The sequence below is a fragment of the Cupriavidus pauculus genome, from assembly GCF_022179805.1.
In the GTDB taxonomy this organism is placed as follows: domain Bacteria; phylum Pseudomonadota; class Gammaproteobacteria; order Burkholderiales; family Burkholderiaceae; genus Cupriavidus; species Cupriavidus pauculus_E.
In genome coordinates, this window is record NZ_BPUO01000019.1 from 1 (window position 1) to 24,759 (window position 24,759).

General features: G+C 59.7%; 19 protein-coding genes and 1 pseudogene. 10 read left to right on the plus strand and 10 right to left on the minus strand.

From position 1 onward, the window contains the following. Window positions 1-85: 85 nt before the first annotated feature. The 7 genes and pseudogenes from MFF62_RS26975 to MFF62_RS27005 form a co-directional block, all read right to left on the minus strand. A complete protein-coding gene (locus tag MFF62_RS26975) occupies window positions 86-409 on the minus strand; it encodes a hypothetical protein (protein WP_238266279.1) in 324 nt (107 codons plus the stop codon). Between the two features lie 132 nt (window positions 410-541). Next, entirely contained in the window at window positions 542-994 is a 453-nt protein-coding gene (locus MFF62_RS26980) for a hydroxyquinol 1,2-dioxygenase (protein ID WP_238266280.1), read from the minus strand. Between the two features lie 718 nt (window positions 995-1,712). Then, window positions 1,713-2,633, minus strand: coding sequence for a fimbrial protein (locus MFF62_RS26985; RefSeq protein ID WP_238266282.1), 921 nt, complete (start codon window positions 2,631-2,633; stop codon window positions 1,713-1,715). 134 nt (window positions 2,634-2,767) lie between these two features. After that, a complete protein-coding gene (locus tag MFF62_RS26990) occupies window positions 2,768-5,293 on the minus strand; it encodes a fimbria/pilus outer membrane usher protein (RefSeq protein ID WP_238266284.1) in 2,526 nt (841 codons plus the stop codon). Between the two features lie 181 nt (window positions 5,294-5,474). Next, window positions 5,475-6,212, minus strand: coding sequence for a fimbrial biogenesis chaperone (locus MFF62_RS26995; RefSeq protein WP_238266285.1), 738 nt, complete (start codon window positions 6,210-6,212; stop codon window positions 5,475-5,477). 32 nt (window positions 6,213-6,244) lie between these two features. After that, window positions 6,245-6,778: a fimbrial protein gene (locus MFF62_RS27000; protein ID WP_238266286.1), complete on the minus strand. Its 534-nt coding sequence runs from the start codon at window positions 6,776-6,778 to the stop codon at window positions 6,245-6,247. Between the two features lie 614 nt (window positions 6,779-7,392). Continuing rightward, window positions 7,393-7,635 (minus strand): annotated as a pseudogene (locus MFF62_RS27005) (TolC family protein); the annotation flags it as partial. 232 nt (window positions 7,636-7,867) lie between these two features. Between MFF62_RS27005 and MFF62_RS27010 the strand changes: the two are divergent. Continuing rightward, complete coding sequence (locus MFF62_RS27010; protein ID WP_404990843.1) at window positions 7,868-9,847, plus strand: acid phosphatase; 1,980 nt, start codon at window positions 7,868-7,870, stop codon at window positions 9,845-9,847. Window positions 9,848-10,236: 389 nt separating this feature from the next. Then, on the plus strand, window positions 10,237-10,551 hold the full coding sequence (locus MFF62_RS27015) for a hypothetical protein (RefSeq protein ID WP_238266293.1): 315 nt from the start codon (window positions 10,237-10,239) through the stop codon (window positions 10,549-10,551). A gap of 123 nt (window positions 10,552-10,674) precedes the next feature. Here MFF62_RS27015 and MFF62_RS27020 read toward each other — a convergent pair whose 3' ends face one another. Further along, window positions 10,675-10,941, minus strand: coding sequence for a hypothetical protein (locus MFF62_RS27020; protein ID WP_238266294.1), 267 nt, complete (start codon window positions 10,939-10,941; stop codon window positions 10,675-10,677). Then, window positions 10,902-11,312 carry a hypothetical protein gene (locus tag MFF62_RS27025; protein WP_309295919.1) on the minus strand — a complete coding sequence of 137 codons (411 nt, stop codon included), beginning with the start codon at window positions 11,310-11,312 and terminating at the stop codon, window positions 10,902-10,904. Before MFF62_RS27025 ends, MFF62_RS27020 begins: the two co-directional genes overlap by 40 nt. 724 nt (window positions 11,313-12,036) lie before the next feature. Between MFF62_RS27025 and MFF62_RS27030 the strand changes: the two genes are divergently transcribed. From MFF62_RS27030 to MFF62_RS27040, 3 genes are all read left to right on the plus strand, one after another. Next, complete coding sequence (locus MFF62_RS27030) at window positions 12,037-12,636, plus strand: transglutaminase-like domain-containing protein (protein ID WP_238266297.1); 600 nt, start codon at window positions 12,037-12,039, stop codon at window positions 12,634-12,636. Window positions 12,637-13,095: 459 nt separating this feature from the next. Then, complete coding sequence (locus MFF62_RS27035; RefSeq protein WP_238266298.1) at window positions 13,096-14,175, plus strand: glycosyltransferase family 4 protein; 1,080 nt, start codon at window positions 13,096-13,098, stop codon at window positions 14,173-14,175. An 11-nt stretch (window positions 14,176-14,186) separates the two neighbouring features. Continuing rightward, on the plus strand, window positions 14,187-16,394 hold the full coding sequence (locus tag MFF62_RS27040) for an amylo-alpha-1,6-glucosidase (RefSeq protein WP_238266299.1): 2,208 nt from the start codon (window positions 14,187-14,189) through the stop codon (window positions 16,392-16,394). A gap of 396 nt (window positions 16,395-16,790) precedes the next feature. Here the strand turns inward: MFF62_RS27040 and MFF62_RS27045 are convergent, their stop codons facing one another. Then, a complete protein-coding gene (locus tag MFF62_RS27045; RefSeq protein ID WP_238266300.1) occupies window positions 16,791-17,075 on the minus strand; it encodes a hypothetical protein in 285 nt (94 codons plus the stop codon). Window positions 17,076-17,290: 215 nt separating this feature from the next. Between MFF62_RS27045 and MFF62_RS27050 the strand changes: the two genes are divergently transcribed. The 5 genes from MFF62_RS27050 to MFF62_RS27070 all read left to right on the plus strand — a co-directional run bounded on the left by MFF62_RS27050 (window position 17,291) and on the right by MFF62_RS27070 (window position 23,954). Further along, window positions 17,291-17,551, plus strand: coding sequence for a hypothetical protein (locus tag MFF62_RS27050; RefSeq protein ID WP_238266302.1), 261 nt, complete (start codon window positions 17,291-17,293; stop codon window positions 17,549-17,551). A 951-nt stretch (window positions 17,552-18,502) separates the two neighbouring features. Beyond that, complete coding sequence (locus MFF62_RS27055) at window positions 18,503-19,435, plus strand: helix-turn-helix domain-containing protein (protein WP_238266303.1); 933 nt, start codon at window positions 18,503-18,505, stop codon at window positions 19,433-19,435. Between the two features lie 100 nt (window positions 19,436-19,535). After that, window positions 19,536-20,438, plus strand: coding sequence for a sensor histidine kinase (locus tag MFF62_RS27060; protein ID WP_238266312.1), 903 nt, complete (start codon window positions 19,536-19,538; stop codon window positions 20,436-20,438). A 402-nt stretch (window positions 20,439-20,840) separates the two neighbouring features. Then, window positions 20,841-22,379, plus strand: a complete 1,539-nt coding sequence (locus MFF62_RS27065) for a DUF1254 domain-containing protein (RefSeq protein ID WP_404990848.1) — start codon at window positions 20,841-20,843, stop codon at window positions 22,377-22,379. Window positions 22,380-22,433: 54 nt separating this feature from the next. Continuing rightward, window positions 22,434-23,954, plus strand: a complete 1,521-nt coding sequence (locus MFF62_RS27070) for a DUF1254 domain-containing protein (protein WP_238266316.1) — start codon at window positions 22,434-22,436, stop codon at window positions 23,952-23,954. Window positions 23,955-24,759 lie beyond the last annotated feature (805 nt).

The following is a 24,759-nucleotide window of genomic DNA, read 5'->3' on the forward strand; positions in this document are numbered from 1 at the left end:
ACGCAAACCAACATGTTTTACTGTGCGAGCACTTGATACTTTTGAAGCAACACTGAAGACCCGAAGTCCTCAGCGGCGTTCGCCATCAAGCGCCCACACTTATCGGTTGTTTGTTTGTTAAAGAACTGCAGCGACCGGCTTTGCCGTTCGCTGTCGCTGCGTCGCTGACGTTGCCGTCATTTCGTTGCAGCGGAGAAACGAGATTATTAAGGGTTTTCCCTAATTCGTCAACCGTTTTCTCATCATTTCTTTTCTCGTCCCAAGCATTGCTTGGCGCGAAAAAATCTAGCGAAATAATGCTCGCCCCGCTTTCACCGAACGCTTGCTCGTTGCAGCGGGGAGCGAATACTAATGGTTTGCTCCGGCCTTGGCAAGTATTTTTCATATAGTACTCATAGATCACATCCATTTGGGATCTATGCGCTTCGGATGCCACCTTCCAACGGAAGCCCCGTCCCATACTGGGTTGGGTCTCTAACCCGGTACGCCCACTGGGGAACCGTGCCGTTTTGCACACGAGCAGGTTTCACCCGCCTTAAGTTCACGCGTAAGCCCCGTCCAGGTACGGATCGACACTGCGTTCCGGCGCTGCGGACACGCCGGTACGGTCCATGCCTGCCACCGTGTGCGCGCCGTCGTAATACGGGCTGCGAGGTTCCTGCACCGAGCGAGCGCCATCGTAGTACGGGCTACGCTGATCCAGCACGGCGCGCGCGCCATCCAGATACGGATCGGCCGAGCGGACGAGCGCTACTGTGCTTGCCGAACGGGCGCCGTCGGCGTAAGGGCTACGCGGCTCCTGCACCGAGCGGGCGCCGTCCAGGAACGGATCCGCCGACCGGGCACCTTCCGTATAGGGGTCGCGGGCTTCGGTGACGGAGCGGGCGCCATCGGTGTACGGGTCACGAGCACCCAGGACGGAGGCTTGTGCGCCAGCGGCGGCAGCAACGAGGGCAACGGCGAGAACAAGGCGCTTGGTGAAGGTGTTGGACATGATCGTTTTCCTTTGTCGGTAGGTGCGGTTCGGTTCCATTTCGCTGGATGTGGCGTAACGAGGCGGTACGCCTGAGCAGCTTGTTCGCTTGGTTCGTTGCGTCGCGCTGCCATGGAACCTATTTAACGCGGCTCACGTATCGCGCCCGTAGCCGAGTGGGGGCCGTTCTGTCAGGGCACGTATCGTCACGACGACTTGATACAGTCGTGTACAAAAAGGGCCGGAGAAGGCCACGGGAAGCGGGGGCACGAACCGCAGCGCAGTCGCAATGCGCCCCAGCGAGAGCGGGGGCTGAGGGCGGCGTGTTAGGTCCGGTGGGGTGTGGCCGGGTGCGGGCGGGGTACGTCGTGGCCGCGGGTCGCTACGACATTCCTACACTGGGCGTGAAAATGCCCATCGACCTACTCAGTTCCCAGATATTGACCCGCGGCAGGATGTGATCCATCAAAGGGCTTGCAACCCGGTGCGAACGGCATTGTTGATGCGAGCGGCTACGAGGCCAACGCCTTTAAGGGCCCTCACCTTTCCCAAAAAGGGATCACGTTCCTGAGGGAGGCTAAGTTGCTGCAGGCGGACGCACTTTCTGAGGGAAATCGGCCCGGCCGACCGGCGCTAACTCACGAGGGCTGGCTTTCGACAGGAGGCAATTGCCGCCACAAACGGATGCCCCGGGCCTCGGTGCGCCGAGCCTGCTAATGGATGCACGCCACGGAGGCTGTCAGTAGTATTCGACGTTGACGACCATCGTCGCGCTGAATGGGCCAATCGCCAACGGATTGGCCCGGCGGGACAGACGGGCCCGGTATTGCTTCGTGGCAGACGTCACCGTCATCAGATTCACGAAACTTGAGTAGGTCCCATCGAGCGGGACAGTCGCGCCCGATGCGGCATCGACAATGCTCAGCCCGACGCCATTCTCCAGCGCATACGTATCCGAGCCGGACACCGTGCCCGCCGGGGTACTGGTAGTGGGAACGAAAGCGATACTCAATTGGTACGGCGAGTTGCACCCGCGGGTCGCAGAGATGGAAAAGTTCCTCTCCGCCGCTACGATGCCTACAGTGCCTGCGGAAAGCATCCTCCCGAAATCGACGACACTGCTCGGACTGAACGCCAGATTAACAAAGCAGCCGACAAACCGGATATTGCCGCTCAGCACGTAGTTGATATTGTAGTCGGGCGTGATATTGAGTCCGGCCTGCCCGTCGATTTGGAAAACGCGGAAATTGCTAAACGTTGAGACCCCATTGCTTGGAGAGGCGCCCATCTTGAGCACCACGACCGAGAACGAAAGCGGAAACGTCACGGTTTGGCTGATACCCGCGGGGATTGTCTGGTCAAGCTGAATCCTGCCATTGGTCTGCGTATACAGTTGATTGCCCCGCCGAATGCCGACAGACGTGCCCGTGGCAGGTCCAGCATTGGAGGGGTTGACGTACAAGTACACGCTCTCGCTATTTGCCCCCCAATCATGGCTGCAGGTAACCCTGATCGTGCGGACCGACGATTCCCAAATCACGGCCCCGTCTGGGGCATCAGCAGGCACCGGAATATTCGTCGAAATCGTGTCAGTGACGAGGGCAGAGCCATCTGACGCGCTCACACACCTTAGCGCCCAAGCGGAGGTGGAACCGATCATCAAGACCAATCCGACCAATATCGAGATGAAATTTCGGTATGCCATCGTCTTGCATGTTGGATCCGAACGCCACAACGGCGCTCGCGTCTTCCGGAGGATGTTCATTTGTTTGCGAGTGGCGGGCGCAATACGGCTCACAGTACCGCTCCGCCCTGACCTTGACACACGGCGGTGGTCTGTCGAAACGGCATATCTGCAGCCTCGGGACCGGCGTCGGGGAAGTTGAACGAGAACCCACACCGCGACGCCTGTTCTTGTCCCCATTTGACGACGAGATCACCGGAGCTTTCACGCAGATTCGCCAGAATCTTGCTTCCCTGCCCCACCACGCCGATCTGCTGGCCATGAGCGTCGAGGACAATGGCGCCGAACGGAAGCGGCTTGCCGTTGACCAGGCTCGCGCGGATCAAGGTCGCCTGCCCGAGGTTCTCCGTTTCGAATTTCGCGCGGGTCACAGCGCCAGCCGTCGGATTTGTGAGCATGGTCGTCGACTTCAGTTGAACGCTCATCGGCAGACCTTTGGGATCGAGCTCAATCTGGTTGCGCGCGAATGGAATCATGTTTGCCGCGATAGCGCGTCCCCACGGATCGACCCGCAGGCCTGCGGCCGACAGTACTTGGGCGCCGGCCGCGTCCTTTGCTTCCACTACGGCGATGGTTTCACCCATCACCGGCGCAAAAACGACCCCGTCAGAGTAAGCCACCACACCACCGGCCAATCCGGCGCTCACCTGGGTGTAGTTGGTACCCGCACTCACACTGGCGTTCAACGTCGCAAGCCGCGACACATAGGTCGCATTTGCGCCGCCCGCAGTTGCCGCGTTGACACCCCCACCGAACGTCCTGGCCGCATTGATACCGTAGGTGAACCGGTTGTCTTCACCGAGGGTGCCCGAGACCGACTCGCGAAGGTTTGTGGCACCCGTCGCGATGCGCTCGAGAGAGGTGACCGCGTATGGCGCATGCGCGGCGCTACCCAACGGGAGGCCGGCAGTCAGCATCACGCGGTTCACCCACTTATTTTGGCCAAGGTTGTACTCGCGCGAGGCTGCAAGGCCGTAGCTGATACGCCTGTACGAGTTGTTGTAGCCAAGCGTGAACTGGGTATCCCGCCCGGACCGGTTCCAGTAGTCCTGGGTGGATCCGGAAAAGTAGAGGCTGCCCCACCCGAGAGGCAATGCTTGGTTCAATGTGAGTTGCAGTCGCCCGCGCTGAATCCCTGTCATTCCCTGGGCAAGGTGCTGGGAGTCCAGATCTCGCAAGGACATCGCATCGGCCAAACCAAGATACCCCTGCGTCGAATACCGGTATGCGGCGAGCGTCAAGTTAGTGTTCGTCGCGGGAACGAGCTTGGTGTAACTGATCCGATAGCTTTGACCGCTGCGATCCGGTTGATGAGCGAGATTCGCTCGGGCATAGGTAATGTCGGCGCCCACAGCGCCGATATCAGTATTCAATGCAATGCCGACCAACCCCGACGCGTAGTGCTCTGCCAAGGTCAAGCCGGCATACCCCGTGATGAGGTTGGAGAACCCGTGCTGGATAGTGGCCTGGACCAGAAACGGATGTATTGCAGTATTACTGTTGCGGTACTGACCGCCGGTCACGCTGAAGCGGGTGACACCAGGTCGCAGCGCATTGACTGCCGCGGCGTACGGCACCTTAGTGACGTGCACACTACCGTCCGCCTCGGTTACGAGCACTTCCAGGTCGCCACCGTAACCCGTTGCATACAGATCGTCGATCTCGAATGCGCCCGGCTGCACGGTGGTCTCATAGATGACGTTCCCATTCTGGCGAATCTGCACACGCGCTGTCGTCGACGCGATACCGCGCACCGTTGGGGCGTAGCCGCGCTGGGACTCGGGGTACATCCGGTCATCACTGGCAAGTTGCGCACCGCGAAAGCCAACGGAGTCGAACAACTGCCCGTCCGTGAAGCCGTCTCCGATAGTCAGTTGGCTCTTAAACGACGCGATAGAACGCTTCAGGTTCGTCTGTAGCGCCTGGTACGTACCGCCTAGCGTATCCACATGACTGTAACTTCCCATGTGATTAAACCGCCATGGACCGACGTTGAACCCTGCGTTCACGCTGACATAGCTCTGCATATAGCTGTTGCCGCTGTAGTCAGCGCGGTAAACGTTGGCGTTGTACTGCAGCCTTGCTGCGTTGATGCCATCGTCCCAAAATTTCGGGTCTACATAGCCACGCGCGTTGCGCAGCATGGCAGCCTGCGGCACCGATACGACGAGCCGCTGCTCGCCGTTGTCAAAGATCGCCGACGCGCCCGGAATAAGTCGAGCCACATCCAGACATTCCGTCGACTCGATCTCGGCTAGCGCCGCATCGTCGAGCTTTGTGAAGTCGACGCCAAACCGATCCAGCATGGCGCGATCCAGGCACGGCACCACGTTCGCCATATCGGCACCGTGCTGACGCAACAGTACGTCAACGTTGCCGATCCAAAGATCATTGACGAACACCTCCGCACGATATCGCCCCGGCGCCGCGATGTTCCCTTTGTTGAATCGGCTGATATCGAGGCTCAGCGAGGCATCCTTCTGCAGGAAGTCGTGATTGAACTGAACCTCCGCCACAAGCGGAGCGGTGTCCGCAGCCGGTGTCGCACAGAATGCCGGACCGCCTTCGGCAAGCATGAGAACTACCGCCGCAATTGGGCATAATTTCAGCTTTTGCAAAGAAAGGCGGCTATATTTCAGCATCTTGGTAGAGGGGAATACTATCGACGAGTCAAGTCCTGCCAACAGCTGGCCGAGTAAATTTCGAATTGGCGTATAAATCTATGAAAGACCGAACACGGGCTACCCGTAACGGTCCCTATTCCAATAGGACTTCATTGCGATGTGCGCCGCCATAATCATTAATGGCGTGGAATCGCACCTTGACCGCGGGCCCATCGGATATCACCCCTTCTAGCGGAAACACTTTTGTGCCGCCCGGGGGGACCATTCCACCATCGCGCGCCTTCATAATCCCATTCCCGCCGGCGACCTCAATTGCAGCGAACGAGACATGGTACGCAGACGGATTCTTGGCCTCTATCCCTCCGGGGACCAGCTTCCATTGGACTGTGTCGGGCGCATCAATTGACCTTCCCCTAATGGCGCTAGGTCGAAAGAAAAGTTTGATACGAGAACGGAACGCCAATTGAATCTTGTTAGCTCCATGGGCGCCCTCGTCCGACTTCGGCGGAATGTCCAACACGTTGAGCCAGAAGACTGTTTCAACCTCCTGGGCAAGCGCTTCACCGGTATAGGCGATCCGTAGCGTTTGGGCTGTCCCCGGATCGATACGTGCGATGGGCGGCGATACCATGAAGGGCGCATCGATGGAGGAAGGCGCCTCGTTCTCTTCGCCCTTGTCGATCCAAACCTGCGCCAGACTCGGCGACTTCCCCTCGTTCGTCAGCTTGATCGTTGTCTCGCGGTCCCCTGCGTTATATACGACCCTCGTCCCCGATATCACGATCGAGGCGTTGCCATACATCGGCACCGCAATGCCGATAGCAAGCCACGCCGCGCAGTATGCCGCTCGGTAAGGCTGTCGCGGGCTCATGAGCGTTTCCTAATCCTTCCTCGCACCCCTCATTACTGGTACGCCAACGAATAGGTGACGTAAGAGGTCACGGTTCCCGGCGTCACGGCATCAGTGGCGTAGTAGCGAGCGATGTAGGGCAGCGTCGCCGAGCCGGAGGCGATCGTCGCCGGTTTCGAGTTCTGCGAAGCGACAGCATCGCCCGCCTTGATGACAGTGCTATCGCCATTCAGCAGTTGGATCTCGACGTTGGTCGCCGTTCCCGCTTGTTGCATCAGCCGGCCCTCGGCATTGACCGTTGACCCCGCTTCAAAATGCGTACGCACGGGGCCGCTGTCAGGCGAACAGTTGGTCAAGATGATGGAAAAGGCTGTGTCCCCAGAAGTATCGCCGGTTGCACCCAGCGACGATGCGGAAACTCGTTGGAGCACGACGGTAAAATCCTTACCTCCCGCGCTACTTGAAATCGTGCAGGTTTGATCAGTGATTTCGCCTTGGAACGTGATGGTTCCCTCCGAAGCGAACGCGGCGCCCGAGGCGGTGGCTACAGCAGCAGCAACCATTGCGGAGAAGAATTTCATTTTCATGATGCTTATTCCTTTACAGTCAAACCAGGCAAGACGAGGAAAGAGTTAATACATTCGTTAAAGCGATGTTATGCACACAAAAACCCATTAGGTTTAGGCGGAATTCTGCAGATACTGGACGGCGATTAAAATCAGCCGAGCACTAAAACCTTCGGAATATATTTGAGCTGGGTCAATGTTAGCCTCAGTTAATCGAGTATTCGGCCTCTCCTTATGCGAAGCACCCACCCGCGTAGCGGCCAGCCGAGGGGAAATCGGCGCCTGCCGACTGTTATGCAGTCCACCAGCCAGCGACCCGGCGTCGGTGCGCACGAAGCCTTTTCCTGATACTGAGACTCCATGCAAAGGATGCAATGACGCGGCCTTCTGAAGCTCGCAACAGAGGTGGGCTTTACCACCCAACTCCCCGCTGCGCGATCTCTGGCGTGCTGCGCGAGCGTGACGTGTCTGAGCTGGCGTGGCCAGCGGCGTGCCGACGCCCGAAGGGGTCGTCCTATGGACACTTCTATTGAACGGAGTCGCCCCAGGCTCTGCTGAGGCGCGGCATAGCGGGCACCACAGCGGGAGCGCTGAGGTCATCTAGCCGTAGCGGGGACGAAGCCGGTACGCGACTCCTACCGATCCGCCGCTTGCGCGAGCGCGCGTTGTGACGCCTCGAGAGCCGACTCCTGACTCGATGCAGCCTCCTTCAGGCGTCGTGTGGCCGCATAGCTGTCCTCCACGTCTTGCACCGCCGTTAGCACGGTCTGCCGGTAATCCGCGGCTGCAGCATCGAACTGCGCATGGGCACTGTCCACGCCGGCTTGGCGTTTCCCTCCATCGAAAATTGTCGCAGCCAAGGCAGGCCCGACCGCCCAAAACCGACTTACTTGGAGCGGTAAGGAGTCCGGCCACCGCCCGAGGGCTCGACTTCACTCAAATTAATACCACATTAATCCACGATCTATGGCGCGGCTAACTTTGCGTAAGCCAATCAAGGTTCGAGGGATGCCTCTAGATTCACATAGCTGAAATACTTAAACAATAGCATTCGTCCTCTTTCGAAACGCGGCATCTGACACCGCGATACCGCCATACTGAGGACCGAATATGTCTTTCCCAAAAGCCGGTGTGCCATCGGCCATCGCAGCCGCTTGTGCAATCCTCTTGGTCAGCGCCTGTGGCGGTGGCGATAACAATCCTCAAGACACCGGCGCCGGTACCGGCACCACCACCCCGCTCTCCATTCCTGCCGCACCAGCTGATCCCGCCTTCGTTGACAGCGCTCCTGTCAAGGCGTCAGTACTGCCGTTTGTTGACAATATTGCGACAAATCAGCGAGGCGACGCGCGTTATGCGACCGCGAATACCAATGCTGGCGTGCGTGTGGTTCAGGGCTTTCTTGATGTCTGGGAGCCTCTGACGCGACTGGTTGATGCTGGCGCCCCCGCTGCAGCCAATGGGGCGTTCCCTGCCGTCGTGGCTTCTACATGGACTGGTATTCCGAACGACGGCAACCCTGGTGGCTCCGTTACCAATGCTGCTGTACACAATGCCAACGTTCAATACGTCATTGACGCAACCACTGCGCGTACCGCAGCACAGGCAGAAGCCGCATACTACGATGACCGTCGTGGCAAGAACTACAGTGTGACGGATGGCATGGGCCCGCTCACGGCCGCCTGGCGCACCGCTGCTCAGCAGACCACCACCATCACCAGCATTCCTGCCGACGCTACTACCGTCAAGTACGACGACGGCGGCAACAATACCGGCGTAGCCGGGGCAGCCAACGTGACGTTCGGCGACGTCATCACGATGGTCAACAAGGTTGGCGACAATGCGTCAACCGAACCGGCAAAGCGCTTCTATAAGTATGCCCGTCCGTTCCGCTGGAGTTCGAGCGTAGTCCTGGCGCCGACGCTTGTGCCTGCCATCAGCGCGACCCCTGTCACTGATGGTGGATTTATCAGCGGCCACACCGCCGAAGCCCTGCGCAATGCCGTGGTCATGGCTTACCTGGTACCGGAGCGGTTCCAGGAAATGCTCAGCCGTGGCATGGAACTGGGTGAAAACCGCATTCTGGCCGGTATGCATTCTCCGCTCGACGTGATTGGCGGACGCATGCTCGGCATTGCTTCGGCCGCGGCGAACCTTTATGAGCCGGCCAACGCCACGCTGAAGGCCTCGGCCTACAACCAGGCCCATACTGCGTTGATGGCGGCCACCGGCACCACGCCGGCCACGTTCCGCACCTTTGCGCAGTCGGGTACCGTCAGCAATGACCGCTTTACGGACTACGCCGCGAACAAGGCCAACTTCCTTCGCCGCATGACGTTCGGCTTCGCCCAGATTGGTTCGGCTACGGCCGACCCGGTGGTGCCTAAGGGGGCCGAGGTCATGCTCGAGACGCGCTTCCCGTACCTGAGCGCCGACCAGCGCCGCGTAGTACTGAAGACCACCGAGATCGCATCGGGCTATCCGGTCATGGATGACGCGGAAGGCTGGGGCCGCCTGAACTTGTTCGCCGCTGGCGACGGCTATGGAGCGTTCAATGGCAACGTCGTAGTGTCGATGGATGCCAGCAAGGGCGGCTTCAATGCCAGCGACATCTGGCGCAACGATATCGCTGGCACAGGCAAGTTCACGCTCAGCGGCACCGGCAACCTGAAGCTGGGTGGCACGAACACGTATTCTGGTGGCACGCAGGTGGCCGGCGGCGCACTGGAAGCGGTCTCGGCCAAGGCCTTCGGCACCGGCGACGTCTACCTAGGGGCGGGCTCGGTCATCATCAATGCACCGCAAAGCGTCGCGATTGCCGGCAAGTACACGCAACTGGCCAACACGACGCTGGATTTGCGCGTTGGACCCAACGGCCAAGGCCGTATGACCGTGGCAGGCATGACGACAATTGCTGGCGGCACCTTGCACATCGGGTTCGCGAACGGCTACGCGCCCAAGGCCGGCGACACGATTGCGGTCATTACCGGCAGCAGCATCAAGGGCCAGTTCGCCACAGTTGCTGTGGACGGCTACAAGGCCACGCCGGTCTACTCGTCGAACGGCGTGCAAATCCGCATCGTAGGCTAAGCAGGACTGACGACTAGCTAATGCCCTCCCTTCTTCGGGAGGGCAAGGCCCCGCGTCTAGCCCAGCAAGTCGACCTCCGAGATCCCCGAGTACGCCGAGGAAGCGCGCAAGACGCGGTCGGGATGCAACGGCAAAGAAGCGTGGCGTGCCTACTTCATTGAGCGGCATCAATCTCGCGACGCGGGCGGCTCAGGACACGCGAGAAGATCATTGAAAGCCAACCGCGGGAGAGAATTAGCAATGTCCGCGTTCTTGAACGTGCTAGCTGCCTGACGCTAGCGAGGCGAGGATGCCAGACTGGCGTCTGCTCGATCGTGGCCGCTCCACGTCAGACGCCACGCCATATTTGGGGTTTTTTCCACCAGTCCATGGTCCTGCAGGAGCAGGAGATGATGGGCAATTCTGGAAGGATCGACATTGCCAATAGCTTTGCCAAGCTGAAGATCGGTCATCGATGCCTGCATCTCGGCCCGCAGCGCCAAGAGGATTCTATCCAACAAAGATTTGTCTCGCTGCATTTTCACCTCGGACCTTATTGGCTTACGCCGGGCATTGTTTCCTGCTTCGTGGATTTGAATGCTATGTGGGATCCAAAGTTATATTCTCGCCCGGACTTGGACGAAGATGGCCTATTCCAAAATGGCGTCAACAATGACCGCTGTTTCAGGGAACGCGGAAACGTCGCATTCCCTGAAAGCTTGTGACGATAATTGATGCATGCACTTCCTCGATGTTGCCGCGTTCTTCGCTGCCACAAGGCTAGAACGGACTAGAGCTCTATTGCCATGAGGACCAAGCATACGCGGATATGCCGGAATGTGTCCGAATTACTTTCGCTGCAATGTAGCAACATCATCGCGAGCCTTTGCCTCTCCATAGTCAAGCGCCGCATCAACGCTACGAAAGTAGTTGACACCGTCGATGAGATCGTAGGAATGTACGCTGTGAAGATCGCCTCTGACGGGCTTGCAATCCGTACAGGCAAGCGAGTAGCGCACGACGTAGCCAACCGTTCCGGCCAACTGAGCGAGACCGTGGTGTTGCTCCGCTTCGATCAACACTTCATATTCACCAATTGTGGCGCGTCGTTGCATATCTGACCTCCGCTCTCGACCTCCGCTCTTTCATCCGGTCCAAGAATCACGTCCACCGCGGCCCGTCCCCCCAACTCCGCCACCAGGTAAGCCCAACGCCTGGAGTACGGCCCACCAAAGACTTTGATTCGCTTGCCAATCGCCGCAACGCCTGGCGGACTCATGGGCCCCTCAACCTGGAACCAGACGTCGAACGTGTCCACGGATGCCAGATTGAGATCAACATGGATATCGAAGCCACGGTACTCCGTCACGCGATCCATAGCCATCTTCAACCTTCCATTAAGTGTGGCGCCGGCGGCGGCAAGCGCGCCAACGAAAATTCCAGTGACCGCAACCTCTTCACGGTGCGCCGTCAGACTGACGTCCATCGTCGGCAATCTGTCGACGGGCTGATTGTGGCGTTGGACACCACGGCCCCGCGACGAGTGCAGGGCGCCGGCCAAATCGCCGGATTGCGCTTGTGCCAGTCGCGCCGAGGCAGTGTCTCTCAGACTGAAATATGGCGACGTCCGCGTGGACCATTTTTCAGCACTGCCGTCGCTAGGCCAGCCGAGCCGTCATGGGCACCGAGCTTCCATTGCCAGCAGGTAATCATTTCCACCACTATCGCATTGCTCAGAATTTTTACGGCATCCTCATCACGATGAGAGCACGGCTCCGCCCGCCTAAAGCGTGGAAGCGCAGCAACGATTGCAGAGACCAGCTTTGCGATTGGTCTTGCGGACAAGAGTCCTCCACGCCAGACATCGACTCCATCGATCCTGGAGAAAGACTGGCTTGCTTTACTGCTAGGGGACTGAGCGAACGGCGGTCGCCGCGTGGCATCTTGCATGAAATTTCCCGGGATCCCCATGAGTGACTTCAGGAGTCACCAGTCCTAAGACGTCATCGAGGGGGAAGGCCCGGAAACGAAGATAGGCGAACCAGAAGCACTTGGCTTCTGAAACACTTCACCTAGCAGTATAGGGGTGCGATGCACCCCGTCCTAACCCGCTTACAAATTGTGTCCTGCTCAGGCTACGTGCGAACAAGGGCCCTCTGGGCATCCATTATGAAACGTTGGTAGACATCGATCACCGTCTGGACGACGGCATGTCGCTAACCGTGGTACCCGTCGCCAAACTCCCCTTCGAGGTACTTTCGTACCTGGCGCCGAGCCAGTATTGCGAATCCGACCGCATGATGAAGTTCGCGATGTGCGAGTTTGGCCGCATGCGCCCGGGTCATTCGCGCGTTCATGCGATTCGAGAGTGGGTACGCAACCATGTGCGCTTTCTTTCGCGACCCACCAATGAGCGGACCTGGGCGATCGATACGATTGTCGAACGCACCGGCGAATGCCGGGACTTTTCCCACCTGATGATCGCAATCTGCCGGGCACTGAGTATTCCGGCCCGTATGTCCAGCAGCGTGGACTATGGCGCCGATCCTGCGCTGGGCGCGCCGGACTTTCACGCGGTGGTCGAGGTGTTCCTTTCAGGTGGGTGGTACCTCCTCGATCCTTCGGGGGTGTCCATTCCCACTGGCCTGCTGCGCATTGGCACCGGACGGGATGCTTCCGACATTCCGTTTGCCGCCATATTCGGCAAGGTTGAATCGAAGCGGCCCTTTGTCGCGATCCAACCTATATCTGACCCGGCTGACGGGATCGACCTGCCGCTCGCAACGACAAGCGCCATCTCCACCTGGTGACCGGCATTAGCGCGCTTCGCCTTTCATCCCCTCAACTTCCATGGTGGCATTCCAATCCTCGTAAGACGCAAGCAGAGGTTCGCCGACCGTCGTCGCCCTCCGTCGGACTCGACGGCTGTAGAGGCTCCCGGAGCAATCGCGAAGCCCAGTTGGCCGATACAACTTTCCGACGTTACACCGCAAGAACGAGGGCGCCTGAGCGCGCCGTCTCACGGGATTTTTGGCTGTTCGACCAGTACCCCAGTAGATTCGCCACATCACATCGGCGCGAGCCTGCTTGTCCGACAAAACATCCATTCATGAAACTACAAGGCGAATTTCAATCCGTATTGAGCTACTGTGGTAGAGGGCTAATGCTACGCAGGTGCTTGCCACTCGTTGATCGTCCTCGCTTCGTCGAACCTGGCCTGGCCTTGGTGATCTTGCTTGTGCAGATCGCTGTCAGATCAGGGGGAAGTCATGAGAATTGCACAGATTGCTCCGCTGGCGGAGCGGTGCCCACCCAGTCTATACGGTGGCACTGAGCGCATCGTTTCCTATTTAACGGAAGAACTGGTGCGCCAGGGTCACAATGTGACGTTGTTCGCTAGCGGCGACTCAGTGACTACAGCCAGGCTGATTCCGAGTTGCGAAGTCGCTTTGCGTCTCGGGGCGCAGATGCGCGACCCGTTGCCCTATTACATGATGATGCTCGACGACGTACTGGTACGGGCGTGCGAGTTCGATGTGCTGCATTTTCATATTGACATGTTGCACTATCCGTCGTTGCGGCATTTGCAACCCCGTGTTATCACGACATTGCATGGACGACTGGACCTCGCGGATCTTCTTCCGTTCTACACGCGCTTCCCGCAATTTCCCCTTGTGTCTGTCTCGACCGCTCAGCGAGCCCCCATGCCTGCCGTCAATTGGGCCGGCACGGTCCTGCACGGTTTGCCTGCGGGGTTGCTGGCCTACCGCGCGAAGCCTGTCGGCGGTTATCTCGCATTCCTCGGGCGCATTTCGCCGGAGAAGCGCCCGGATCATGCCATCAACATTGCCGTACGGGCAGGACTTCCACTTAAGCTTGCCGCCAAGATTGATGAGGTCGACCGGGCCTACTGGGAGGGTATTGTGCAGCCACTGCTGGCACAAAGTCCCGGGTGCGAGTACATCGGCGAGATCGGCGAGCATGAGAAATCCGAGTTCCTGGGCAACGCTACGGCCCTCCTGTTCCCCATAGCGTGGCCGGAGCCCTTCGGCCTGGTCATGATCGAGGCCATGGCCTGCGGCACCCCGGTAGTCGCATTCCGGTGCGGATCGGTATGCGAGGTCATTGACCCCGGCGTGAGCGGCTACGTCGTCGAGACCGTCGATGACGCCGTCGCCGCCGTGCAGCGGATTACCGAGTTGCCACGTGCGGGCGTACGCGCCGCATTCGATGCGCGCTTCACCGTGGAACGCATGGCGCGCGACTACGTGCGGATCTACCAGAATCTGGCTCACCGCCACACGCGCGCCGTCCCACGCGACGAGCCCGACGAGCTCGAGTTAGCCTAACCGAGGATGCCATGCCACTCGATCCGTATCCAAGCGGAGATGCGATGCTGGTCGCAGGCTCACTTCATGTCGCCCAGTTCTATATTCCTACCAACGCCTCCCTGCAGGAGCGTCGGCCGCGCACACTCAAGCATGGCGACACCTTCGGTTTGTTCGATCACAATGGCGATGCTATTGGCGCGGCCGGAAGCCCGGAGGGGCTTTACCACCTCGACACCCGCCATCTCTCGTTTCTGCAGTTGAGCATCGATGGCGCTCGTCCAATGCTGTTGTCTTCCACACTGAGCGACGACAATTCTGCATTGACGTGCGATCTGACCAATCCGGATCTGTCCGACCACGACGGCAATTTGCGGATGGAACGCGATCTGATCCACATACGACGCACCAGATTCTTGTGGAATGGTACGTGCTACGAACGACTGGTAGTACACAGCTTCGACGAATCTCCCCGGCGACTGCGCATCGACATTAGTTTTGCGGCCGACTTCGCCGACCTATTCGAGGTGCGCGGTGCCACGCGCGCGCGCCGTGGCACCTTGGAGAATACCATCGTGTCATCAGATGCCGTTGCCTTGAGCTATATGGGCCTGGACAACGTCCTGCGGACCACGCAACTGAGCTTTCATCCGACACCGGACAACCTGACAGAAAACTGCGCGAGCTTCGAGTTGACGCTCGACCCCATGTCGTTGCAGCGGTTGACTGTCGAGATTCGTTGCATTTCGCTGCCCGAAGCCTCCGCCGGGCGCACGACATTCCTTTCCGCGCTGCGGCGATCTAGGCGGGAGTTGCAGCACATGGCGCGCCGCGAAGCGTCCATCGCGACGTCCAACGAATCGTTCAATGAGCTGGTGCGTCGCAGCGTGTCCGATCTGCGCATGCTGCTGACTAACACGCCGCATGGCCCCTACCCTTATGCCGGCATCCCGTGGTTCAGCACCGCCTTCGGGCGCGACGCGATCATCACCGCGTTGCAGACTCTATGGCTCGATCCACAGATTGCCCGCGGTGTGCTGCAATACCTCGCGGCATGGCAGGCGACCTCGATCGATGCCAGCTCGGATGCCGAGCCAGGCAAGATCCTTCACGAGACACGGCATGGCGAGATGGCCCGGCTCGGAGAGGTTCCCTTCGGGCTCTACTACGGCAGCGTCGACGCAACGCCGTTATATGTGGTCCTCGCTGGCGCTTATCTCCAGCGTACCGGCGACATCGAGACGATTCGTGCGCTATGGCCGAAAATTCGCGCCGCACTTGACTGGATCCACACGTATGGCGACCGGGATGGTGATCTGTTCGTCGAGTACGGCAGGCAATCGCCGGAGGGTCTGATCAATCAGGGTTGGAAGGATAGTCGCGATTCCGTCTTTCACGCCGATGGCCGTCTCGCGCCAGGCCCCATCGCGCTGGTCGAGGTCCAAGCCTATACGTATGGCGCATGGCAGGCCGGTGCTGCGATCTGCGCGGCATTCGGCGACACAGCCGGCGCCGCGGCGTATGCCGCCAGGGCAGAAGCGCTGCGCGACGCATTTGACGCGCGATTCTACGATGAGGGGCTGGGTACATATGCCATGGCGCTCGATGGCGACAAAGAACTCTGCAGGGTGCGGAGCTCCAACGCCGGCCATACACTTTTCACCGGCATCGCAAGACCGGAACGTGCAGAGTCAGTGGTTGCGAAGCTGATGGACAGCACCGCGTTCTGCGGATGGGGCGTCCGCACTGTCTCGTCCGACGCCGCGCGCTTCAATCCCATGAGCTACCACAATGGCTCCGTCTGGCCTCACGACAACGCGCTGATCGCGGCAGGTATGGCTCGTTATGGCCATCATGCCGAGGCCATCCGAATCTTCGAAGGGCTGTTCTCGGCATCGAACTACATCGATCAACGCCGGCTTCCAGAGTTGTTCTGCGGATTTCCGCGGCAGCGTAGTCAGGGGCCAACGTTCTACCCAGTCGCCTGCTCACCTCAGGCATGGGCTGCCGCAGCGCCGCTACTGCTTCTCCAAGCCTGCCTCGGTCTGGATTTCGATCCGACAGAGCCCGCCATCACATTCGATACACCAACGCTGCCATCATTCCTTGACGAGGTGTTGCTGAGCGACTTGACGGCAGGCGACGGTAGCGTGGACGTAGCAGTCCGACGGTTGGGCAAGCGAGTGGTCGTCGACGTTGTCGAGCGGCGGGGTTCCGCCCGGATACTGACCAGAGCTTAGCCAAGACGTCGCTTTCGGCCCGGCGCGACACATCACGCGCCATGCGCACTGCTGCAGGGGGGCACAAGCGCTTTCGGATTTTCTTTCCGTTGATCGCAATTCCGAATTGGCACGGAAGTCCCGGTAAGTTCAGCGTGCTTGTAGAGCAGGCGGCCTTTCACTATGGCAAGTTCGCTGTCGACGTTATTCAGGGACTGGCTTAGCCCAAGATCGTAAAGATGCGCCATCGCACGCAAGGGGGTTACATGTCGCAAATGCCGGAAAACAAGTTATCGTCAACGACAGCGAACAAATCAACGACGACCGGGCAGCAGCGATTGCTGATGGACCTTGATATATATTGAGCGCACTACGATCGGAGGGGCCAGGCCATTTAGCGCTTGTACGCCGCCCGTCTCACAGGCCGACGATGGACCCGCCCGTGATCCGCCCTTCGATGATGTCTTCCCCGTGCTGAACGGCAGCGCGCTTGGCCGACCCGATGTCTGCCCACTGCGCATCCGGTACCTGGAACACGCGCCCGCTCTGCGCCGACGGCTCTATCCCCTCGCGACAAATCACGACCGAGGCGCTGTAGCTGCGGTCCGGACGTCGCTCATGCCATTCGCGCGGCGGATCGTACTTGTAGACGAGCGGGTACAGGTCAAAACCGTTGCTGTTTGCTGCTGGATAAGTGTCCATGAAACGCTCCCGTTGGGTAGGATACCCACTCTACGCTGATTCTCCGTCGGCGCCGGCTTTTATTTGCGCATGCAGGTCCCGCGCAAATAAACACGCGTGGTATAGGACAACGGCTGACATCCCTGCCTTTCTTTCGGGCGCAGGCTGAAGTTGCCTCGCCACCTACCGGCGGCGCCGGCCAGCCGCCGCTTCGGCCAAAATTTCCGGAGAGGCAAGTGAACGACGCAACCAATACGACCATGCAAACCTATCGCGGTCTCGTGATGCGCGTGCGCGTTTTTATCGAGGGCACTGAGGCGACGCCATCGGCCGGCCCTTGGGGCTATGAAGTCAGTATCCACGCCGGGTCAGGCGACACACGTCTCTCGGGACTACTGCACCATGTCAGTCCCTACGGTTCGCGTGAGGCGGCCGAACGCGCCGGGGTACAACGGGGTCAATTAACCATCGACCTATTGCGCGGTCCACTCGCCTGAGGTCCACTCGACCTGAGCCAGCAGCCTCCCTGGCGCCGCCCATGCGGACCACATCGGCGTGAACGTGCCCTCAGAGGCATCGCTCATGCAGCGATGGGTGGTCGCGTGCGCCCTGCATGCTTCAACTGGGCGTAGGCTCTGAAATCGTTGTAGGCCATATCCCGGCTCGACCACGGACGCGGTGAACAGGTGACGGGCGTAGCGCACGTACCATTTTCGTGTCGCGTTGTCAGATACTACTGATAGGCGCATTCCTGGCCCCGTCGGCTGCAGTGCAAGCTTCCAGGGGAGTGCTGTGGTACTCCGACAGTCATAGCGCCTTTGGCACCAATGGCGCTTTCAATCGCCAGATTGCCACGGTACAGGCCATCGGCTGACTCCGCTGCGGCGGTCAGAAGGACACGCCCACGCTCGTCCGTCGCCAGGTAGTGCGAGCAGTCACGCCGGGCGGCCACGTGATCGTCGCAACCTTTGCTTCTGACGAACCCGCTCAGTGCAGCGGTCTTCCCGTAGTCTAGTACGATGCGGATTCCCTACACGGTGCATTCGGTCCGGCATTCGAGCTGGTCGAACACGACGAAGAAACCCACGTCACGCCGGCAGGGCGCGTCCAGCATTTCATCTATGGTCACTGCGTTAGAACGCATTGAACTGAGTCTGTGCGCCCCGTCGGGAAGCCACGAGTGAATTCGATAAATGTGTGCTTACGTTCGGTCGAGCGCATAAGCGCTAGCGCGCTAAAGCGGATGTGCTTCCTGAATGTCGCTTGCTGGCAGTAAAAGCGGCCCGCCGTCACACTCCGTCCACTGTCCCTTGTGGGTCGACTAGCGCTCTTCAAGCGACCGAATGGAGGGCCGACTGTTTCAACCAAATGTGCAGCATGCGACGCGCACGGGTCATCAGGTCAAATTTATAATGACCGGCCTTAAAAGATAAGCGTCGAGAGTCCCGGTGGCAGATGATCCAGAGCAGTCCGCATCCGAAAGTGATGAGTCGATATGGGACTCGTCGCATATGCGTGCGGACTACAAGCAGACCATCATCAGCCGCGCTCTTACGTATTCACCTATTGGCATTTCGCGCGTTCGCAGCGATCGCCGGAACAGTGGATTGACTGATCCCTATGAACGGCAGCCAGCATATCTCGTCGTTCTTCAGTTGCGACCCTTTGGCGAACAGAATCTTTGGGTGGCAGGACGGCCCACTTCGCATGCCCCCTTCGGCGCCGGGTATCTCGCGGTCTATGATCTCGAGCGCGCGTGGCAGTCGGATCTGATCGGTGAATACGACTGCATGCAGTATTTCATTTCTCAGGCGGCGCTTGATGAAACGGCGGCCGATCTCGGCGTCAGGCCAATCCCTCGCCTGTATTGCCCGCCTCATCTGACCGTCGCAGATCCGGTTGTTCACCATATGAGTCAAGCGCTGTTGCCAGCGTTGGAGAATCCGGAGCGGGCGTCGCCCCTTTTTGTCGATCACATGGCCTTGGCGCTGCGTGCTCACCTCGTCCAGGCCTATGGCGGCGTACGGGTTCCCACGCGGCGCATTCAGACGCCGCTCGCTCCCTGGCAGGAGGCCCGCGCGAAAGAACTCATTGTGGCGCATCTGGATGGCGAGATCTCCCTGGAGGCCCTTGCCGAGGCATGCAGACTGTCCCGGGCTCATTTCGCCAAAGCGTTCCGCGCCACCGTTGGCATGCCACCGCACCGCTGGATGGTGCTTCAGCGCATTGAGCGGGCAAAGCAGTACCTGCTCAAGAGCGACATGGCGCTTGGCGCGATCGCCCACGCCTGTGGATTTGCGGACCAAAGCCATTTCACCCGGGCGTTCGCCCAGACGGTCGGTCACAGTCCCGGCCGCTGGAAGAAGGCACACCGAAGATAGGCGGCGCTGCCACACGATTGTACAAAAAGCGGACTTTTATCCTATCCATGACGTGGCGGAGGTCGATACGCTCCCACATCGCAACGATTTGGACAAGCAAATGACGGACACCGCAATCGACACCGGCTGCTGCGCCGATTCACCGGCCGCGGAGACAGACACAGCTAACCGCGACGCTGTCAGGCTAGTTCGTGAGATCGCACATGCGATGGAATGTCGAATCCTGTCGCATGCGAGCACCGGCACTTCCCCTCCACAAGTGAACACCGCGCCGACCCCGAATCCGTGGGTAGATCAACTCGTGCATCTTGCTCGCGTAGCGGCCCTTGGCACGCTGGCCGCCTCCATCGCACACGAACTCCGACAGCCCCTGACGAGCATCCGTGTCGAGACCTATGCGATGCAGCGTTGGGTGAACCGTCCCGAGCCGAACGTGGCGGAGGTCACAGAGGGGATTCAACGCATTCAGGAAAGCTCTGAGCGAGCGGAACAAGTGATCCGGAGCCTGCGGGCCCTGATGCGTCGCGAACCGCCTTCCTATCACGCCATCTCACTTGATCAGGCTATCCTAGACGTCCTGCCTTTGGTTGAAGTTCGTCTTCACGAGACCGATGTCATCCTGCGGCTCCATCTCGACGCTGGAGTGCCGCCCGTCTACGGCGATCGCGTTCAGATCCAACAGATCGTCCTGAATCTCCTGCTCAATGCGATCGACGCGTTGGGATCGAGGTCTCATGGCGCCGGTGCAAGGATAGACCTTCATGTGAGGGTGAATCACCGGGGCCTGGCTTGCATCGAGGTGGTCGACAACGGCGACGGTATCGCCCCTGACAAGCTCCGGCAGATCTTTGACCTCTTTGTGAGTACGAAGCAGGACGGGATGGGAATCGGCCTGGCCATTTGTCGGATGATTGCCGAAGCCCACGGCGGCTCCATTCGTGCGGAATCCGGAGAAGGCAAGACAACCTTCGCGGTCACCTTGCCGATCGCCAGCGAGCAGTAGCGCCGCGCGCGTATGGATTGGCACGATATGGTCATGGCGATTTCGCAAAACGACTAGTTCCCTGCTTCGCAAGATCTATTCTGGATCCAGAACAGCCATCCCATGATTCCGGCTCCGATGGGCGAGATGGGTTGGCTACAGCCCGCCGCAGCCGGCTTCTCCGGCTGCCTAATCATCGGGCTCTTCCCGGCCATGAGCTGACATCCACTGCTGGCAAACACCGTCGAACAGTTCAGCCACCTAGCGCCCGCATTGCCGAAACTATTCATATCTATCGCAAGAAACTTTTACTTCTGACCCTTCGCCAACCTGTGCAGTATTGGAGGCTCTGCTGGGCAGATGATCTGCGGTTGCATGTTTGACGTCATCACTCCCGGCCCCCCCTGCTAGATGAGGCTGATGATGGCGAACTCCGATAAAGTTGATAGCACGCGCAGGCTACTCACAGTACTTGGCGGGACGGCACCGCTGGCCTTGGCATCGTTGGCGACAGTGGCGCCGACCGCGGGCGCGGCGGAATCCAAGGACGGTGCCCAGGCGAACCCCGGCTCGGCGGGAACACCAGCCGCAAAGGTGATGCAGCCGCCTGCCGGCTTGCCAATGCACACCGGCTATGCGCAAGTCATCGCACGCATGGCCTACGTGTGGGGCTGGCCGATGGTCAACATGCTTAACCGCTTCGCGCGCATCACACAGGCACCGCATCCAGGTTTGCTGAACGGCGTTTTGCCGGCTGCGCCACGTGGGCAGATGGGCATGCTGCATGACTACATTGATCCAGCGGAAACCTTCGTCACTTGTCCGAACCAGGACGTCGTCTACGGTCTGGGATTTTTCCACCTCGACGAAGAGCCGGTCGTGGCTCAGGTTCCCAATTTTGGCGACCGATTCTGGGTCTATGCCCTGTATGACGCGCGCACCAACCAGTTCGGCCAGGTCGGCAAGCCTTACAAGACCAAGCCCGGCTTCTACTTGCTGGCGGGGCCGAATTGGAAAGGCAGAACGCCCGCCGGCATCAACTCGGTGATCCGCTGTCCGACGTCACTGGCCAATGCCATTCCGCGCGTCTTCATGAACGATACGGCAGAGGATCGCAAAGCAATCCAGCCGGTCATCAACCAGATCGTCTTCTATCCGCTGAAGCAGTTCGACGGCCGTATGAAGACCATCGACTGGGCGAAGGCGCCCGAGATTCCCGGCCCCAAATCCGATGCCGGCGCCAGCGATGGCGAGACCAAGTGGGTCATCCCGGAAAAGTTTTTCGACCAATTCGGAGAGGTGCTGGACACCGTGCCGCCCCTACCGGGCGAGGAAGCTTTGTACGCGCAGTTCCGCTCACTAATGGAGGTCGCCAGCCGCGATGCGGATATCAAGAAGCTGCTCGTATCCACCGCCGTCGAGACAGAACACGATGCCATCGGTCCATTCTTCGAGTGGCGTCGAAATGGCCTGCCAGCGGGTAATGGCTGGAACCGCTCGACCAACAACGCGCAGACCGGATTTGACTACTTCGACCGTACTGGCACGGCCAAGTCGAACATGTTCGACAACCGGCCCACCGAGACTCAGTATTTCTATACCGACTTCGACGCGTCCGGCGTCGCGCTGACTGGCGCCAGCAACTACGAGATCGTCTTCCCGGCTGGGCAGGAACCACCGGTCAACGGCTTCTGGTCGCTGACGCTATACAACGAGAAGCATCTATTCCATCCGAACAACCTCAAGCGCTATTCGCTCGGCACCAAGAACGCCGCGCTAAAGCGCAATGCCGATGGGTCGCTGACACTGCATGCCGGCGCAAAATCCCCCGGCGCCGAACGCGAATCAAACTGGCTGCCGGCACCGAACGGCGCCTTCTCGCTCTATATCCGGGCCTATTGGGGCAAGCAGCCAATCCTCGATGGGTCGTGGAAGCCACCGGTGATCCGCAAGGTGGCCTGAGGTTCGGCAAGCGCCGGAAGACTGAGAATCCAATGCAAATATCCAGGGGATGAAATGAAAGCACCACGCTCGATTCCGATCGCAATGGGCGCGCTTGCGTTGTGCCTTTCCGGCGCCACGATTGCACAGGGCTCTCGCTACGACGCCCTCGCCAACGCGCCGTTCGTGAAGGACTATCCCACGCCAGAAACCTCGCGCATGCTGCAGGACGAATTGCTTTTCCAGCGTGCGACGCAAGCCTATCTGTGGGCGCTGCCCGCCATCAATATGTGGGCGATGAAGGAAGGCTCGGAGAAGGTCTTTGGGGCGGGCTACAACGTGCTGCCGGTGTGGAAGGAGCGGATCAAGGCTTCTACACTGGTGACAACGCCGAACTCCGACGTGGTCTATGCGATGGGCTATCTGGACCTCAAAAAGGATGGCCCGCTGGTCGTTGAGGCACCCGAGGGCGTGCAGGGCATCATCGACGACTTCTTCCAGCGTCCGCTCGTGGGCCCGACCACCGACGGGCGCACCTGGACCGGCGATGTTGGCCTAGCAGGCCCGGACAAGGGAAAGGGCGGGACGTACGTGCTGCTTCCGCCCGACTATAAGGGCGAGCCGCCAAAGGGATCGCTGCCCAAGGGCGCCTTCGTCTATCGGTCCCGGACATACAACGTATTCCTCTTCTGGCGCACGTTCTTTACCGATCCGAAGGATCTCTCGAAGCCGAATGCGCAGATCGCGGCCACGCGCATTTATCCATTGGGCCAGAAGGCCTCAGCCCGACCGATGCAATTCCCCGATGCCAACAGCAAACCAGCCAATCTGCTGTTTCCGCGCGATGCAAGCTACTTCGACATGATGTCCCGCTTTATCGACAGCGAGTACGTGGACCCATCGGATCTGGATATGCGGGGGTTCCTGCATACGATCGGCATAGAGAAGGGGAAGCCTTTCTCGCCGACCCCGGAAATGCGCAACCTGCTGGAGCGGGCCGCGCAGACCGGCTTCAAGATCAGCAAGGTCGTGATCGCCGACATGGTCGCCAAGGAGCCCGGTGGCAAGTACTACCCCGACCGGCAATGGGTCAACGTGTTTGCCGGCGAGGATACCTCGTTCCAGTCGGCGCGCACTTATACCAACTTCGAGCAGCGTTCAGGGTATTTCACCAGCGCGTACTCGGCCAGTCCGGGCATGGTGAAGAACATCGTGAATGCAGGCGCGAAATACCCGGTCACGTCACGTGACAAGGACGGCAACTTTCTCGACGGCGGCCAATCTTACGCCCTGCACCTGCCCCCAAACATTCCGGCAAAGAACTTCTGGTCGGCCACGGTCTACGATGGCACCACCGCGTCGGGGCTCGACAATGGCCAGTCGCACCCGTCGCTCAACCAGATGGACAAGCCGGTGCGGAACCCCGACGGCTCGACCGATCTCTATTTCGGGCCCACCGCGCCGGCCGGCAAGGAGAAAAACTGGCTGCGGACCCTCCCCGGAAAGGGCTACTTCGTCATCCTTCGGTTGTACTCACCGGAGCAGGCGTTCTTCGACCAAACGTGGAAGCCCGGCGATATCGAGAAAGTCAAATGATCACGCCATGACCGTCGGAAAAGCACACGACAACAGCCAGTCAGTTAGCGTTTCCATCTGACCGAGACGGGTCGGCTGCGGAAGCCGGCGTGCCAGATGTTCAAATTGGACACCTGCACAACCTAGTGGCCGCGTCGTCTACACTGGTCGCCGTCCCAGTGCGATGGGACCGCGCCACCGTTTGCACGGGGATAAGCCGGGCTGGCAGGTGCCAGGCTTTTTCTTGCTATGGTTGACTGAAATCCCGTGGCCTAGCTGTCTTCGGGATACACGTGCGGAATCGTGGGAATGTCTATCGCGCAGTAGCCCTGTGCAGCGATGTCAGCAAGCACACCTACTGCGCTCAGTCCCAGCATTGGTGTTGATTCGGTTAGTACGCCGTGGTCTTCGCGCTCGACGGCTCCGAATCACTGCAGCACAGCAGCGGGCAGGTCTTCGAGTCTACGTTCTCGCGTAACGAAAATCGCCTTGGCGCCGCTGCGATAGAGCGTGATTTGCACGGATGGTCCATACCGCTTGTGGGCAGCGGCCATCCTAGCACGCTAGCGCCTATCCGAAAAAGAAAAGCCCCAGCGGGCCGGGAGGTTCGCTGGGGCGCAAAAGTTTCGGCCGATGTCGCGGAACATGACCGGACGCTGATTGCAGCGCGCCTGCCTTCCACCCGCAATACCCCATCTGCGGTATCTGTTGATGGCACTACCCTGCAATAGCGCGAGCGCGACCCTGCCGGCGAACGCCTAGCACCGCGCCTCATGCAAGGCTTGGGTGCCGCTGATTCCGCCGATGACGCCGCGATCACTCGCGT

Excerpts from the sequence above, each read along its gene's own strand:
- MFF62_RS26975 (WP_238266279.1), bottom strand. The coding sequence starts at position 409 with ATGGATGTGATCTATGAGTACTATATGAAAAATACTTGCCAAGGCCGG.
- MFF62_RS26980 (WP_238266280.1), bottom strand. The coding sequence starts at position 994 with ATGTCCAACACCTTCACCAAGCGCCTTGTTCTCGCCGTTGCCCTCGTT.
- MFF62_RS26985 (WP_238266282.1), bottom strand. The coding sequence starts at position 2,633 with ATGATCGGTTCCACCTCCGCTTGGGCGCTAAGGTGTGTGAGCGCGTCA.
- MFF62_RS26990 (WP_238266284.1), bottom strand. The coding sequence starts at position 5,293 with ATGCTTGCCGAAGGCGGTCCGGCATTCTGTGCGACACCGGCTGCGGAC.
- MFF62_RS26995 (WP_238266285.1), bottom strand. The coding sequence starts at position 6,212 with ATGAGCCCGCGACAGCCTTACCGAGCGGCATACTGCGCGGCGTGGCTT.
- MFF62_RS27000 (WP_238266286.1), bottom strand. The coding sequence starts at position 6,778 with ATGAAAATGAAATTCTTCTCCGCAATGGTTGCTGCTGCTGTAGCCACC.
- MFF62_RS27010 (WP_404990843.1), top strand. The coding sequence starts at position 7,868 with ATGTCTTTCCCAAAAGCCGGTGTGCCATCGGCCATCGCAGCCGCTTGT.
- MFF62_RS27015 (WP_238266293.1), top strand. The coding sequence starts at position 10,237 with ATGATGGGCAATTCTGGAAGGATCGACATTGCCAATAGCTTTGCCAAG.
- MFF62_RS27020 (WP_238266294.1), bottom strand. The coding sequence starts at position 10,941 with ATGCAACGACGCGCCACAATTGGTGAATATGAAGTGTTGATCGAAGCG.
- MFF62_RS27025 (WP_309295919.1), bottom strand. The coding sequence starts at position 11,312 with ATGGACGTCAGTCTGACGGCGCACCGTGAAGAGGTTGCGGTCACTGGA.
- MFF62_RS27030 (WP_238266297.1), top strand. The coding sequence starts at position 12,037 with ATGTCGCTAACCGTGGTACCCGTCGCCAAACTCCCCTTCGAGGTACTT.
- MFF62_RS27035 (WP_238266298.1), top strand. The coding sequence starts at position 13,096 with ATGAGAATTGCACAGATTGCTCCGCTGGCGGAGCGGTGCCCACCCAGT.
- MFF62_RS27040 (WP_238266299.1), top strand. The coding sequence starts at position 14,187 with ATGCCACTCGATCCGTATCCAAGCGGAGATGCGATGCTGGTCGCAGGC.
- MFF62_RS27045 (WP_238266300.1), bottom strand. The coding sequence starts at position 17,075 with ATGGACACTTATCCAGCAGCAAACAGCAACGGTTTTGACCTGTACCCG.
- MFF62_RS27060 (WP_238266312.1), top strand. The coding sequence starts at position 19,536 with ATGACGGACACCGCAATCGACACCGGCTGCTGCGCCGATTCACCGGCC.
- MFF62_RS27065 (WP_404990848.1), top strand. The coding sequence starts at position 20,841 with ATGGCGAACTCCGATAAAGTTGATAGCACGCGCAGGCTACTCACAGTA.
- MFF62_RS27070 (WP_238266316.1), top strand. The coding sequence starts at position 22,434 with ATGAAAGCACCACGCTCGATTCCGATCGCAATGGGCGCGCTTGCGTTG.